Annotated in this window: 12 protein-coding genes; 5 read left to right on the forward strand and 7 right to left on the reverse strand. The window is 60.0% G+C overall.

The window, feature by feature from the left end:
• Positions 1-20: 20 nt before the first annotated feature.
• The 4 genes from AC1DXW_RS26930 to AC1DXW_RS26945 all read right to left on the reverse strand — a co-directional run bounded on the left by AC1DXW_RS26930 (position 21) and on the right by AC1DXW_RS26945 (position 6,329).
• Positions 21-1,439, reverse strand: coding sequence for an efflux transporter outer membrane subunit (locus AC1DXW_RS26930; RefSeq protein ID WP_477755151.1), 1,419 nt, complete (start codon positions 1,437-1,439; stop codon positions 21-23).
• Positions 1,439-4,630, reverse strand: a complete 3,192-nt coding sequence (locus AC1DXW_RS26935; protein ID WP_477755152.1) for an efflux RND transporter permease subunit — start codon at positions 4,628-4,630, stop codon at positions 1,439-1,441. Before AC1DXW_RS26935 ends, AC1DXW_RS26930 begins: the two co-directional genes overlap by 1 nt.
• A 12-nt stretch (positions 4,631-4,642) precedes the next feature.
• On the reverse strand, positions 4,643-5,884 hold the full coding sequence (mexE, locus tag AC1DXW_RS26940) for a multidrug efflux RND transporter periplasmic adaptor subunit MexE (RefSeq protein ID WP_477755153.1): 1,242 nt from the start codon (positions 5,882-5,884) through the stop codon (positions 4,643-4,645).
• Positions 5,885-6,023: 139 nt separating this feature from the next.
• Positions 6,024-6,329 carry a LysR family transcriptional regulator gene (locus AC1DXW_RS26945; RefSeq protein ID WP_477755154.1) on the reverse strand — a complete coding sequence of 102 codons (306 nt, stop codon included), beginning with the start codon at positions 6,327-6,329 and terminating at the stop codon, positions 6,024-6,026.
• A 149-nt stretch (positions 6,330-6,478) separates the two neighbouring features.
• Between AC1DXW_RS26945 and AC1DXW_RS26950 the strand changes: the two genes are divergently transcribed.
• Positions 6,479-7,066 (forward strand): TetR/AcrR family transcriptional regulator, encoded by a 588-nt coding sequence (locus AC1DXW_RS26950; protein WP_477755155.1) that lies wholly within the window; start codon positions 6,479-6,481, stop codon positions 7,064-7,066.
• Between the two features lie 34 nt (positions 7,067-7,100).
• Here AC1DXW_RS26950 and katG read toward each other — a convergent pair whose 3' ends face one another.
• Positions 7,101-9,296: a catalase/peroxidase HPI gene (katG, locus tag AC1DXW_RS26955; RefSeq protein WP_477760685.1), complete on the reverse strand. Its 2,196-nt coding sequence runs from the start codon at positions 9,294-9,296 to the stop codon at positions 7,101-7,103.
• A gap of 309 nt (positions 9,297-9,605) precedes the next feature.
• Between katG and AC1DXW_RS26960 the strand changes: the two genes are divergently transcribed.
• The 4 genes from AC1DXW_RS26960 (at position 9,606) to AC1DXW_RS26975 (ending at position 12,064) form a co-directional block, all read left to right on the forward strand.
• Positions 9,606-9,812: a hypothetical protein gene (locus tag AC1DXW_RS26960; RefSeq protein WP_477755157.1), complete on the forward strand. Its 207-nt coding sequence runs from the start codon at positions 9,606-9,608 to the stop codon at positions 9,810-9,812.
• A gap of 250 nt (positions 9,813-10,062) precedes the next feature.
• Complete coding sequence (locus AC1DXW_RS26965) at positions 10,063-10,269, forward strand: hypothetical protein (RefSeq protein WP_477755158.1); 207 nt, start codon at positions 10,063-10,065, stop codon at positions 10,267-10,269.
• Positions 10,266-11,678: a PAAR domain-containing protein gene (locus AC1DXW_RS26970; protein ID WP_477760686.1), complete on the forward strand. Its 1,413-nt coding sequence runs from the start codon at positions 10,266-10,268 to the stop codon at positions 11,676-11,678. The genes AC1DXW_RS26965 and AC1DXW_RS26970 overlap by 4 nt, the downstream gene beginning before the upstream one ends.
• Entirely contained in the window at positions 11,675-12,064 is a 390-nt protein-coding gene (locus AC1DXW_RS26975; RefSeq protein ID WP_477755160.1) for a hypothetical protein, read from the forward strand. The genes AC1DXW_RS26970 and AC1DXW_RS26975 overlap by 4 nt, the downstream gene beginning before the upstream one ends.
• 253 nt (positions 12,065-12,317) lie before the next feature.
• Here the strand turns inward: AC1DXW_RS26975 and AC1DXW_RS26980 are convergent, their stop codons facing one another.
• Positions 12,318-12,515 (reverse strand): YbdD/YjiX family protein, encoded by a 198-nt coding sequence (locus AC1DXW_RS26980; RefSeq protein ID WP_007976534.1) that lies wholly within the window; start codon positions 12,513-12,515, stop codon positions 12,318-12,320.
• Positions 12,516-12,517: 2 nt separating this feature from the next.
• Positions 12,518-14,265 (reverse strand): carbon starvation CstA family protein (locus tag AC1DXW_RS26985; protein WP_477760687.1); only part of this gene is annotated, 1,748 nt, incomplete at its 5' end.

The following is a 14,265-nucleotide window of genomic DNA, read 5'->3' on the forward strand; positions in this document are numbered from 1 at the left end:
TTGCTCCTACAACGGGTTAGTCAGTTGTTTTTCGCGAGCCGGGTTTCACCGCTGTCCCAACCGCCGCCCAGGGATTTGTAGATCGCCACAATGGCGCGGTACTGATCGGTCTCACCCAGTGCCTGGGCATCCTCGGCATTCAACCGCTCGCGTTGTGCGTCCAGCAACACCAGGTAGTCCACCACCCCTTCCTTGTATTGCGTCGCCGCCAGATCGGCCGCGGCGCGACTCGACTCGCTTTGCCTGATCAGCGACAGCAAGCGTTGCTGGCGTTTGCCGTAGTCGCTGAACGCGTTTTCCGACTCTTCCAGCGCGAGCAGCACCTGTTGTTCATAGGTCGCCAATGCTCCCTCGGCGTCGGCGTTTGCGCCACGAATGCGCGCCCGCACACTGCCCAGGTCAAACGCGGCCCAGGTGATACTCGGCCCCAGGCTCCAGGCACGGGCGGCACTGGAACCGATTTGCGAACCACGCCCCGCCGTGAAGCCGAGGAACCCACTCAAGCTCACCCGTGGAAACAGGTCGGCGGTGGCCACGCCGACATCCGCCGTTGACGCCGCCAACCGGCGCTCTGCCGCGAGCACATCCGGGCGCCGATGCAACAGCTCGCCAGGATCGCCAATCGGCAATGCCTTGGCGATGGCCGGCAGGTTCTTTGGACTCAGGTCGATGCTCAGGGTGTCCGGGCGTTCGCCCAGCAGCGTGGCGATGCGGTTCTTGTGGTGCACCTGCTCCGCCTGCAACTGCGGCACGCTCGCCTCGACAGCCGCCAAGCGGGCGTCGGCACGCACAACGTCGAGCTCGTTACCCACGCCAGCATCACGCAGGCTCACCGTCACGGCGCGCGATTCGCTTTGGTTCTTCAGGTTGGCCAAGGCGATCTTTTCCCGCAGTTGCGCACCGCGCAGTTGACCATAGGCATCCACCAGCTCGGCGATCATGGTCACCCGCAGTTGGTACAGGTCCGCCGCCGTGGCGTCTTCCCGGGCGTCGCTGGATTCCAGTTCACGCTGGATGCGTCCGAACAGATCGATCTCCCAGGCCATGTCCAGGCCCAGGTCGTAGCGCTCGGTATTGACCCGACTCTCGGTCAGGCCCGGCACCTGCGATTTGCCCTGCACGCTGCTGACCCGGCTGGTGACCACCGGCAGATTGTCGTTGCTGACGTCATCGCGGATGGCCCGGGCGGCTTTCCAGCGGGCGAAGGCCACGCGCAGATCGCGGTTGCCGTTGAGCGCTTTGCCGACCAGCTGATTCAGCGTGGGGTCGTCGAATTGCTGCCACCACACCGTTTCGAATCGCGTTTGATCGTAGTTGGCTCCTTGTGCCGAGACGACATGGGCAGGCGCCGTGTCGGGGGTCTTGTAATCCGGCCCCACGGTGCAGGCGGCCAATGCCGTGACCAGGAGGCTGGGAACGAAGAGCTTGAAAGCATTCATCAGTGTGCCTCCGAATCAATAACGTTGAGCGCGTGAACCCGGGCCGCCTTGCGCGCGGTTTTACGTTCGATGTAGCGACGAATCAGGACGAAGAACACCGGCGTCAGCAGCAACCCGAAGAAGGTCACCCCGAGCATCCCGGAGAACACGGCAACCCCCATGGCCCGGCGCATTTCCGAACCGGCCCCGGTGGAAGTCACCAGCGGAATCACCCCCATGATGAAGGCGAACGACGTCATCAGGATCGGCCGCAGACGCATGCGGCAAGCCTCCAATACAGCGTCCAGCGGCGACAGGCCCTGGTCCTGTTTGTCCTTGGCGAACTCGACGATCAGGATCGCGTTCTTGCAGGCCAGGCCCACCAACACGATCAAGCCGATCTGGGTGAAGATATTGTTGTCGCCCCTGGAGATGATCACCCCGGCAATCGCCGACAGCAGGGTCATTGGTACGATCAGGATCACCGCCAGCGGCAGGCTCCAGCTTTCATACAGCGCAGCCAGTACCAGAAACGCCAGCAGGACGCAGAGCGGGAACACCAACAGCGCGGTGTTGCCGGACAGGATCTGTTGGTAGGTCAGGTCAGTCCACTCGTAGGTCATGCCGTTGGGCAGTTCTTCCTTGAGCAGTTTCTCGATCGCTTTTTGCGCCTGGCCGGAGCTGTAGCCGGGGGCTGCACTGCCGTTGATTTCCGCGGTGACGAACCCGTTGTAGTGCGAGACCCGGTCGGGCCCCGACGTCGGGCTGACCTTGACGAACGTAGCCAGTGGAATCATTTCTCCACGGTCGTTGCGTACCTTCAACTGGCCGATCTGCTCCGGTTCCTGACGGAACTGCTGCTCAGCCTGGACGTTGACCTGATAGGTACGGCCAAAACGGTTGAAGTCGTTGGCGTACAGCGATCCGAGGTACACCTGCAAGGTGTCGAAGATGTCGTTGATTGCCACGCCATGGGTCTTGGCTTTTTCGCGGTCGATGGCGGCTTCGACTTGCGGCACGTTGACCGTGTAGCTGGTGAACAGGTTGGCCAGCTCCGGGACACTGCGCCCCTTGCCGATGATGTTCATGGTTTCCTTGTACAGCTCTTCGTAGCCCAGGTTGCCCCGGTCTTCGATCTGCAGGCGGAACCCGCCGATGGTGCCCAGGCCTTGCACAGGTGGCGGCGGGAACACCGCGATGTAGGCATCCTGAATGCCGCCGAACTTGGCATTCAGCGAAGCGGAAATCGCCCCGGCGGACAGGCTTGGGTCTTTGCGCTCATCGAAAGGACGCAAGCCGATGAACGCGATGCCGGCATTCGGGCTGTTGGTGAAACCGTTGATCGACAGGCCGGGAAACGCCACGGCGCTGTCGAAGCCCGGTTCGTTCATGGCGATGGTGCTCATGCGCCGGATCACCGACTCAGTGCGGTCAAGGCTGGCCGCATCGGGCAATTGCGCAAAGGTCACCAGGTACTTCTTGTCCTGGGTCGGCACAAAGCCGGTCGGTGTGGTGCTGAAACCCATGTACGTCATGGCGATCAGGCCAGCGTAAACCAGCAGGGCCACGCTGCTGCCGCGAATGACCCTGGCCACCGCCACCACGTAACCATTGCCGGCCTTTTCGAACAGCCGGTTGAAGGGCTTGAACAACCAGCCTGCGAACAGCCGATCCAGCACTTTGGAGAAACGGTCTTTCGGCGCACCGTGGGCCTTGAGCAACACCGCCGCCAATGCCGGCGACAAAGTCAGCGAGTTGAACGCCGAGATCACCGTGGAGATGGCGATGGTCAGGGCGAACTGCTTGTAGAACTGCCCGGTCAAGCCGGAAATGAAAGCGGCCGGCACGAAGACCGCACACAGCACCAAAGCCGTGGCGATGATCGGCCCGGTCACCTCGCCCATGGCCTTTTGGGTAGCCTCGGCCGGTTCAAGTCCCGACTCGATGTTTCGCTCGACGTTCTCCACCACCACGATAGCGTCATCGACCACGATGCCGATGGCCAGCACCAGACCGAACAGCGACAGCGCATTGAGCGAGAACCCGAGCAAATGCATCACGGCGAAGGTCCCGATCAGCGATACCGGCACGGCGACCAGCGGAATGATTGAGGCGCGCCAGGTTTGCAGGAACAGGATCACCACCAGCACCACGAGGATCAGCGCTTCGAACAGCGTGTGAACCACCGCTTCAATCGAGCTGCGCACGAAGATGGTCGGGTCATAGACGATCTCGTAGTCCATGCCCTCCGGGAAACTCTTCTTCAGCTCGGCCATCTTCGCCCGCACCTGGTCGGACACGTCGATCGCGTTCGAACCCGGGCGCTGGAAGATCGGCATCGCCACCGCTTCCTGGTTATTGAGCAGAGCGCGCAGTGCGTATTGGTTGGAGCCGAGTTCAATCCGGGCAATGTCCTTGAGGCGGGTGATCTCGCCATCCGCACCACTGCGTACGATCACGTTCTCGAATTCTTCTTCGGTGACCAGGCGTCCCTGGGAGTTGATCGACATCTGGAAGCTGGTGGCGTTGGGTGCAGGCGGCGAGCCCAATTGGCCGGCCGCGACCTGACGGTTCTGTTCACGCACCGCATTGACCACATCGGTGGCGGTCAGGTTGCGTGACGCGGTCTTGTTCGGGTCGAGCCAGATGCGCAGTGAATAATCACCGATGCCGAACATCTTCACGTCACCGATGCCGTCCAGCCGCGACAGCTCGTCCTTGACGTTGAGGATCGCGTAGTTGGACAGGTAGAGCATGTCGTAGCGCTTGTCCGGCGACACCAGGTGCACCAGCAGCGTCAGCTCGGGCGACGCCTTGTCGACGGTAATGCCGATGCGCGTCACCTCCTCCGGCAACTTGGGTTCGGTACGGGTCACGCGGTTCTGCACCTGCACCTGAGCGTTGTCCAGGTCGGTGCCCAGGGCGAAAGTCACGGTGAGCGTGAGCCGGCCATCCGCCGTGGACTGCGAAGACATGTACAACATATTCTCGACGCCGGTGATGGCTTGTTCGAGGGGGGCAGCCACGGTTTCGCCGATGACCTTGGGGTTGGCGCCCGGGTAGTTGGCATGGACCACCACAGTGGGTGGCACCACTTCCGGGTATTCGCCGATCGGCAACCGGAACAGCGAAATGCCGCCGGCAATCAGGATCAGCAACGACAGCACTGCGGCGAAGATCGGCCGCGTGATAAAGAACTGGGAGAACTTCATGACGGTGTTCCTTTATCCGCGGGGCGATACGCCAGCGTCGGTTTTCACCAGCGCCGGAGACGGAGCGACGGGCTGATTACCCGCCTCGATGGCCTGCCGCTGGCGGGCCAGGGTGGCGACGGTTTGCGCATCGGCCATCGGTGCGTCCTGAGGCGCGACCACCGCGCCGGGACGAACCCGCTGCAGACCGTTGATGACGATGCGGTCTTCCTTCTGCAAACCGCTGCGCACGATGCGCAAGCCTTCGAGCTTCGGCCCAAGGTCGACGCTGCGGTACACGGCCTTGTTGTCCTGGTCGATCACCAGCACGAACTTCTTGCCCAGGTCAGTGCCCACTGCCTCGTCCTTGATCAGCAGGCCGGCATAGGCCGCGCTGCCCACCAGTTTCAATCGGGCGTACAGCCCCGGGGTGTATTGGCCGTCGGCGTTGTCGAACACCGCACGGCCACGGATGGTGCCGGTCTTGGGATTGACCTGGTTGTCGACGAAGTTCATCTGCCCCAGGTGGCTATTGCCCTCCTCGTTCGACAAACCCATGTACACCGGCGTGGATTGACTGCGCCGGCCTTGACGGGAGAGCTGGCCGTACTTGAGGAACAGACGCTCGTCGGCATCGAAATAGGCGTAGACCTTGTCGGTGGAGACCACGCTGGTCAGGGCCGATGTGTCGGCGGTGACGATGTTGCCGGCGGTGATTTCGGCACGACTGACCCGGCCGCTGATCGGCGCGGTGACACGGGTGAAGCTCAGGTTCAGGCGTGCCAGATCGAGTTGCGCCTGCACGGCATCGACGGCGGCGCGGGCTTCCTGGGCGGTGGTGGTGCGCGTGTCGGCCAGTTCAGCGGAGATCGCATTGCTGCTCAACAGGCGCTGGCCACGTTGCGCTTCATTGCCAGCTCGAACCAGCGTGGCGCGAGCTTGTTGCAATTGCGCTTCGATGCGGTGTACTTCGTGTTCGAACGGCCGTGGATCGATCTGGAACAGCAAATCCCCTTTCTTCACCGACTCGCCATCGGTGAAGGCAACACGATCGATCTGCCCCGACACCCGCGGTCGAACCACGACGGTTTCCGGCGCTTCCAGACGGGCGGTGACTTCATCCCACTCAGTGATAGGTTGCTCGAGCACTTTCGCGACCGTGACAGGCGGCGCACCCGGAGCCTGGGCGGCATCGGGGGCGTGGCCGCAAGCAGTGAGGGTCGCCAACGCCAATGCAGCAAGGGGGTAACGCAAAGGTTTGAGTGACTGTTCCATGGGGGGTGTCCGCCTGACGGGTTAGGGGTTGGAGAATTCTCGGCCGCGCAGGGGGCTGCGACGAATTGAACGGAGTGAACTTGGCTATCATCATTAATGATGACCGTCATGTTTAAGGGCAAAAAAATGAATGCTCAGATCAAGCCTCTGAATCAACAGGGTTTTTATTGGAAGCCGTCAGACTGACGACAGCGCAGATACAGTCCAATGCGGGCCCAAGGGTTTGCGCTACCTGCAAGGCCCGGGCGGTCGGTTCCATTTTGTGGCCAATGCGTTTAAACAGAGGGTCGTTGAACAGTGTGCGCAGACGCCCCAATGCACCGCTGACCGCCGGCTGGCCCAGGGAAAGTCTTTCTGCGGCCCGTGTGACGTTGCGCTCCTGAATGAGCGCCTCGAAAATCACCAGCAGATTGAGGTCGATACTGCGCAGATCATGACGTTTCATGGGGCGGCACCCTGTGAGGTGTTCTGACTTGAGCCACGGGCTCGTCGGCCTGCAAAACCATTGCCGCGAATTTATATTATGATCATCATCAATACCAGCCCCTCAGCAAAAAATTGCCAAGGCGCTCATCGGATGACAGGACCCCACTCATGAAAGTGACGAAAGACCAGGCAGCAGCCAACAAGGAAGCGATCCTCGGCGCAGCCTCGAAGATGTACCGGGAAAGAGGCATCGACGGCATCGGTATCGGCGAGCTGTCCCGCTCGGTGGGCCTGACCCATGGCGGCTTTTACGGTCAGTTCCCCGGTGGCAAGGAGCAGTTGGCGTCAGAGGCGGTCAGCCGCACGTTCGAAACCAACATCGAAGACTGGCGAGCGGCGAAATCCATCCCCGAACTGCTCAAGGGTTACCTGACCCAGAGTCACCTGAGCAACTGGACCGAAGGCTGCCCGATCCCTGCCCTGGGGGCCGATGTCGCGCGCAATGGCGGTGCTGTCAGCCACTCGTTCACCCAAGGCGTGCAGACCCTGATCGAAACGCTGCTGCCATTGGTCGACGGCGAAACCGATGATGAAAAGCACCAGGAAGCCTTGCGCATCCTGTCATCGATTACCGGGGCCATATTGATCGCCAGAGCCCTGGACAACCCTCGATTGTCGGAGCAGTTCCTGCAATCGGTGATCGATGCCTGGTCTGTCAGCGACGAAAAAACAGTAGAAGGGCTTGCCGCGACCTGATCCAGACAGGTCGCGGCAAGTTCAGGCTTTTTGACTACGCCAGATCGAATCGATCCAGGTTCATCACTTTGGTCCACGCAGCGACGAAGTCCTTGACGAACTGCTGCTGCGCATCGGCGCAGGCATAGAATTCGGCCAAGGCACGCAACTGCGCATTGGAACCGAAGACCAGGTCAACCCGCGTCCCCGTCCACTTCACTGCACCGGTCTTGCGATCGCGCCCTTCATACTCTTGCCGGGCATCCGACACGGGCTTCCACTCCACGCCCATATCCAGCAGGTTGGTGAAGAAGTCATTGGTCAAGGCTTCCGGCCGTGAGGTGAGGACACCGTGTTTGCTCTGGCCGACATTGGTGTTCAACACCCGCAGCCCACCCAGCAATACCGTCATTTCCGGCGCACTGAGCGTCAGCAGTTGCGCCTTGTCGATCAGCAGTTTTTCGGCCGGCACACGGTACTGTTGCTTCAGGTAATTACGGAAGCCGTCGGCAATCGGTTCAAGGAATCCGAAGGATTCGACGTCGGTCTGTTCCTGGCTGGCGTCCATGCGCCCTGGGGTGAAAGGCACCGTCACACTTTGGCCGGCATTTTTCGCGGCCTGCTCCACGCCCACGCCACCGGCGAGCACGATCAGGTCGGCCAGGGAGATTTTCTTGCCGCCACTGTTGAACTCGCCCTGGATGCTTTCGAGTTTTGCCAGCACACGGGCCAGTTGTTCTGGCTGGTTGGACTCCCAGGACTTCTGCGGTGCCAGGCGCAGACGCCCGCCGTTGGCGCCGCCGCGTTTGTCGGAGCCACGGAAAGAGGAAGCCGCCGCCCACGCCGTCGATACCAGTTGCGAGACTGACAGCCCCGAGGCGGCAATTTTGCCCTTGAGTGCGGCCACATCACTGTCGTTGACCAGTGGATGGTCGACGGCAGGGATCGGGTCTTGCCACAGCAGCTCTTCGTTCGGCATTTCCGGGCCGAGGTAGCGTGAGAGCGGCCCCATGTCACGGTGAATCAGCTTGTACCAGGCACGGGCGAAGGCGTCGGCCAACTGGTCTGGATTGGCCAGGAAGCGCCGGGAAATCGGTTCATAGATCGGGTCGAAGCGTAGCGACAGGTCCGTGGTCAGCATCGTCGGATCACGCCGTCTGGACGGATCATGGGCATCTGGAATGGTGCCGGCACCAGCGCCGTTTTTCGGCTTCCACTGGTTTGCCCCCGCCGGGCTCTTGGACAGTTCCCATTCGTAACCGAACAGGTTTTCCAGGTAGTTGTTGCTCCACCGGGTTGGCGTGGTCGTCCAGGTCACTTCCAGGCCGCTGGAGATAGTGTCGCCACCTTTACCGGTACCGAACGTGCTCTTCCAGCCCAGGCCCTGCAGTTCGAGACCAGCGGCTTCGGGCTCAGGTCCGACATGGTCGACAGGGCCGGCACCGTGGGTTTTACCGAAGGCGTGACCGCCCGCAATCAGCGCGACGGTTTCCTCGTCGTTCATAGCCATGCGCGCAAAGGTTTCACGGATGTCCTTCCCGGCGGCGACCGGATCGGAGTTGCCTTCAGGGCCTTCGGGGTTKACGTAGATCAGGCCCATCTGCACGGCGGCGAGTGGGTTTTCCAGATTGCGCTCTGCGGGAGCTTGCCCGGCATCTTTGCCATATCGCACGTCGCCACCCAGCCACTTGCTTTCCGAGCCCCAGTAGACGTCTTCGTCCGGTTCCCAGACATCCGGGCGGCCACCGGAAAAACCAAAGGTCTTGAAGCCCATGGACTCCAGTGCAACGTTGCCGGTGAGGACGATCAGGTCGGCCCAGGAAATTTTGTTGCCGTACTTTTGCTTGATCGGCCAGAGCAGTCGACGGGCCTTGTCGAGGCTGACGTTGTCCGGCCAGCTGTTGAGCGGTGCAAAGCGTTGCTGGCCGGAGCCGGCGCCGCCCCGGCCGTCACCGGTGCGATAGGTGCCTGCGGCGTGCCAGGACATGCGGATAAAGAAAGGCCCATAGTGACCGAAGTCCGCCGGCCACCAGTCCTGGGAATCGGTCATCAGCGCAGTCAGGTCTTTTTTCAACGCCTGGAAGTCCAGGCTCTTGAAGGCTTCGGCGTAGTTGAAGTCGCCCCCCAACGGGTCTGATTTGGGCGAGTGTTGACTCAAGATCTTCAGGTTCAGTTGGTTCGGCCACCAGTCGCGGTTCGTCGTGCCACCGCCAGCGGCGTTATTAAACGGGCATTTCGATTCAGTTGACATGGCATCTCCTCTTGATTTTGTTTTCAGCTAATCATCCTTAAGCGTGGATCCGGATCACCGATTGAAGAAATAGCTTTTCGGTATGGGATCCATAGCCTTAAGGCTATGACAGCCCAGTGATCAGTCGCTCCAGAACATCCATTAAAGTACCGGTCCGGGAAACTGTCGCTTCATCTTGGGAGATAGCTGATAAACAGTTCAAATCAGCAAGCAAATGCAAGATCATGTACACCTGCCACAATGGATGGGTAGCCTTTGCTGCATGGACGCTGGCGATCGTAAGAATTGTTTGCCGCGAGAGGTTTCGCCATGCTCCTCAAAGCCATTGTCATCTGGTCATTGCTGTCGATCATCGTCGCCGCCGTGTTCTGTCGCCTGATGCATAACGCCAAGGTCGCCGACCGGGCGCTCAAGATCGCCAGGCCGGATCATCAGCCTCATGAACGAAATGCTGGCAATGCTTCCATGCCCCGGGACAAAAGTGGCAGTGACGATTCGGATTACCACGCGGCCTGAGCCATTCAGGGCGTTCCTGCACTCAATAAAAAACCGGCTATTCACACATTCTGTGTAACAACCTTTGTAGGAAATGGGTTGTTTGTTATTGCGAAAATTCCTATTTGTTCATTTTGGCTATGCCATTGGATTGCGTTCAGCACGCGTCCCACCGTCTTATTCGTCGTCGCCCAATATTCTCTCTGCTCAGCGCTTCTGCCTAGATGAGAAGGAAAGGCAACTCAAATCGATGACGATAAGGAAGTTGTAAATGAATGCACCTGTGCACCCCTTGTATACCAACGAAGTCTCCGCTGAATTTCTTCGCAGTCTTGACGCCCCGCTGGTCGGCAGCCGTCTCTGCAATGGCGACGAGATCATCAACACCTTACAGGGCGGTTGTTTGTTAGTGGGACGTGAAGGTGTGTCGATGGCCGAGGACTTTCTGCCTTCCATCAAGGAGGAAGAACATCAATGAACGAAGGACATTTCATTGGCCTGCATGACAAGACTACCTGTGGCGGCAAAGTCCTGGATGGTCATACCGGAGTCATGATGTACGGCATCGCCCATGCCCGCGAAGGTGATCGGGTCACCTGTGGCAAGGACGGCAAGACTTACAAGATCGTCGGTGGCATTTCCTACATGATCAGTCATGGCAAAGCCGTGGCGGGCACGCTGGACAGCCACAGCGATTGCCCCTGCAAGGCCCGGCTGATCCCTTCGGTGGTCACGGCCACCTATCGCAGCGCTAATTCTGCACCGCGAACGGGCAGGAGCGCCGCGCAACCCGTTTCCAGTGCTGCAACCAGTCAACCGGCCGCGCCACGTCAGCCTGGTTTCGCCCCTTCGAACCCTCCAGCGCCTGCGATATTCGCCCGCGCGAAACCTCAAGAGCCGGGCTTCCATGTGGTACCCAAAAGCATGACCCGCGAGGCATTGGAGGCAACGCTGTTCGCCACGCCCGATGCCGTCGTGATGCGCAAGTTTCGAGCGCTCAATCCTGAGCGAGGCGATATCAAGGCCGGTTCGCTGATCGTACTGAGCGATCCGAACAACACCTCCTGCACCTACCAGGAAGCGCAGCTGATGCAGGCCGCGCAACAGGTCAAGTTGGCACTCGATCCCCTGACGCCGGACGAAGCGGAATTCATGTTCCGCCACGCGGYTGAAATCGCCAGCTTTACTGGCCAATCCTCGACCTGGCTTGGCGTCAGCGCGGTGGTGATGGAAAAACACCTGACCCGACTGCGTGACACCCTGCAAGCCATGGAGCGCCTGCATCAGGACAGCTATCGTCAGCATGGGCACCTGCGGTCGCCGCAGTTCTTCGCCGAACGCCAGCGGCTGCTCGCCCAGCTGGACGCCCACTTGCTGAACTCCACTCGCCTGCGTGGCTACACGACATTGGGTGATCATCCCAAACTAAAAACGGCGCTCGGCATTTCCAGTCGCAGTCTGGTGCACCACTGGGACAAGGCTGGTGCGCCGGGGCAGATACCGGGTTACGCGACCCATGTGAAGGCGATCAGTCGGGCGGCGAAGTACATGGGCGCCGGGGGGTACATCGGAATTGGGATTGGTGGAGTTTCATCGTTGCTGGCTATTCAGGAAGTTTGTGTTGGTGACTCTGGAGCGGCTTGTGAGAAGGTGAAATTTACTGAAGGAGGAAAATTTGTAGGGTCTACCATTGGTGGGATTGCGGGTGGGGCAGGAGCTCCTTTGATTAGTGGCTCTATTTGCCTTGCGCTTGGGGTTACCACGGCAATAGGTGGTGTTATCTGCGTTGGGGCCGTGGTAGGGATTAGCGCGTGGGTGGGGACAGAAGCGGGTGGTATGGGGGGCGAATTCGTAGGTGAGAAAATGTTTGAAATAAGACAGCCATGACCAGCATCGACACTTGGTCCCCGTGGATTGCAGTTACTGTTGCTGGCGGTCCAATTCTGCTGGGGGCTATGAACATTGCTTACTGCCTGTACCTGAGCCGTCGTCATCTGGATGCCATGATGGAAGCCTTGAAAAACAGTCGCTACATTTTCATTTGGGGGCCAGGATGGCGGGGGCAGGGCTGGTTTGGGGGATTTGTACTGATCACTAAAATTGCCGGGATGGTAGTGCGACCGAGGGCGTATATACGCCTCGGTGATGTGGACCCTATCGATATCGAAAACTTCCCGCCCCACCTGAAGCGTCTTCTGATGATTAACGTAGTAATGACGATCATTACTCTAAGTTGGATGGCGATTACCTACGCTCTACTGAAATTCAGATAACTCAATGGACGACTTTCCAAGTTGAAGTAGTCCTCGGCATTTCCAGTCGAAGCCTGGTGCACCACTGATAAAAGGCCGGTGCACCAGGAAAGATAAGAAGCAGGACTGCGAAATGCAAACGGCACCGGAACAGACCGTGTGAAAACGTGGTTTGCCAAGATCAAAAACAAATGCCCCGACTTGTCGGGGCATTTGTTGGGTTGGCCTTCAGTGCATTTTCACACAGTCTGCTCAGCCGGTTTTTTTATGTCACTCAACAGCACTTCGGTCCGGCTTTACTGCCGTAACGGGCCTCTTGGCGCTCGCGAAAGAACGCTTCGTAGTCCATCACCGGTTTGTCCGGGTGTTTGGTCTGCATATGCTCGACGTAGTTGTCGTAGTCGGGCATGCCGACCATCAGGCGTGCGGCCTGACCGAGGTATTTACCGAGGCGACTCAGGTCATTGAACATGATCAGGCATCCGGCAGCGCGTGGAATGGCGCTTCCTTATCCGTACGCTCCTTGGTGCCCCAGGCGGCAATACCGACCTTGAGCGCAAAGAACAGGATGCTGAACACCACGAACAGGAACAGCGCGGTCAGCGTTGCGTTGGTGTAGGCGTTGAAGATCACGTGCTGCATCTGGTCGATACTCTTGGCCGGGGCCAGCACCTGACCGTTGGCCAGGGCATCGCTGTACTTCTTCGCCAGGGCGAGGAAGCCGATCGCCGGGTTGGCATCGAACAGCTTGATGAAGCCCGCTGTCGTGGTGCAGATCAGCAACCATACCGCCGGCAGCAAGGTGACCCAGACATAACGCTGGCGCTTCATCTTGATCAGCACCACGGTGCCGAGCATCAGCGCGATACCGGCCAGCATCTGGTTGGAGATGCCGAACAGCGGCCACAAGGTGTTGATGCCACCCAATGGATCGATCACACCCTGATACAGCAGATAACCCCACATGGCCACGCAACCGGCGGTAGCGATCAGGTTGGCAGTCCAGGACTCGGTACGGCGCAGGGCCGGCACGAAGGAGCCGAGCAAGTCCTGGAGCATGAAACGCCCGGCACGGGTACCGGCGTCGACTGCGGTCAGGATGAACAATGCTTCAAACAGGATCGCGAAGTGGTACCAGAACGCCATGGTGTTCTCGCCCGGCAACACGTGGTGCAGGATCTGCGCGATCCCCACCGCCAGGGTCGGCGCACCGCCGGCACGGGCCAGGATGGTGGTTTCACCGATGTCATGGGCCACGGCTTGCAGGGCTTCCGGAGTAATGGCAAAACCCCAGCTGCTGACGGTTTGCGCAACGGCAACTGCATCAGCGCCAACCACCGCGGCCGGGCTGTTCATGGCGAAATACACGCCCGGATCGATCACCGAAGCCGCGACCATGGCCATGATGGCCACGAACGATTCCATCAGCATTCCGCCATAACCGATGTAGCGGGCATGACCTTCACTGGCGAGCAGCTTCGGCGTGGTCCCGGAAGCGATCAGCGCGTGGAAACCCGACACCGCGCCACAGGCGATGGTGATGAACAGGAACGGGAACAGCCCGCCCTTCCACACCGGGCCGGTGCCGTCGATGAACTGGGTCAGGGCCGGCATTTTCAGCTCGGGCATGGTCACCAGGATGCCGATGGCCAGGGCGACGATGGTGCCGATCTTCAGGAAGGTCGAGAGGTAGTCACGGGGCGCCAGGATCAGCCACACCGGTAACACCGCCGCGACAAAACCGTAGCCGATCAGCATCCAGGTGATCTGCAGACCGGTAAAGCTRAASGCCTTGGCCCACACCGGATCCGCGGCAATCTGCCCGCCGAGCCAGATCGAACCSAGCAGCAATAGCACGCCGATCACCGAGATTTCACCGATGCGACCCGGACGGATGTAGCGCATGTARATGCCCATGAACATCGCGATCGGGATGGTCGCCATCACCGTGAAAATGCCCCACGGGCTTTCGGCCAGGGCTTTCACCACGATCAACGCCAGCACCGCGAGGATGATGATCATGATCAGGAAGCAACCGAACAGCGCGATGGTCCCGGGGATGCGGCCCATTTCCTCACGGACCATGTCGCCCAGCGAACGGCCGTTGCGGCGGGTGGACATGAACAGGACCATGAAGTCCTGCACCGCACCGGCCAGCACCACGCCAGCAATCAGCCACAGCGTGCCGGGCAAGTAGCCCATCTGCGCCGCCAGCACCGGAC

This window comes from Pseudomonas sp. P4_C4 (assembly GCF_056402055.1).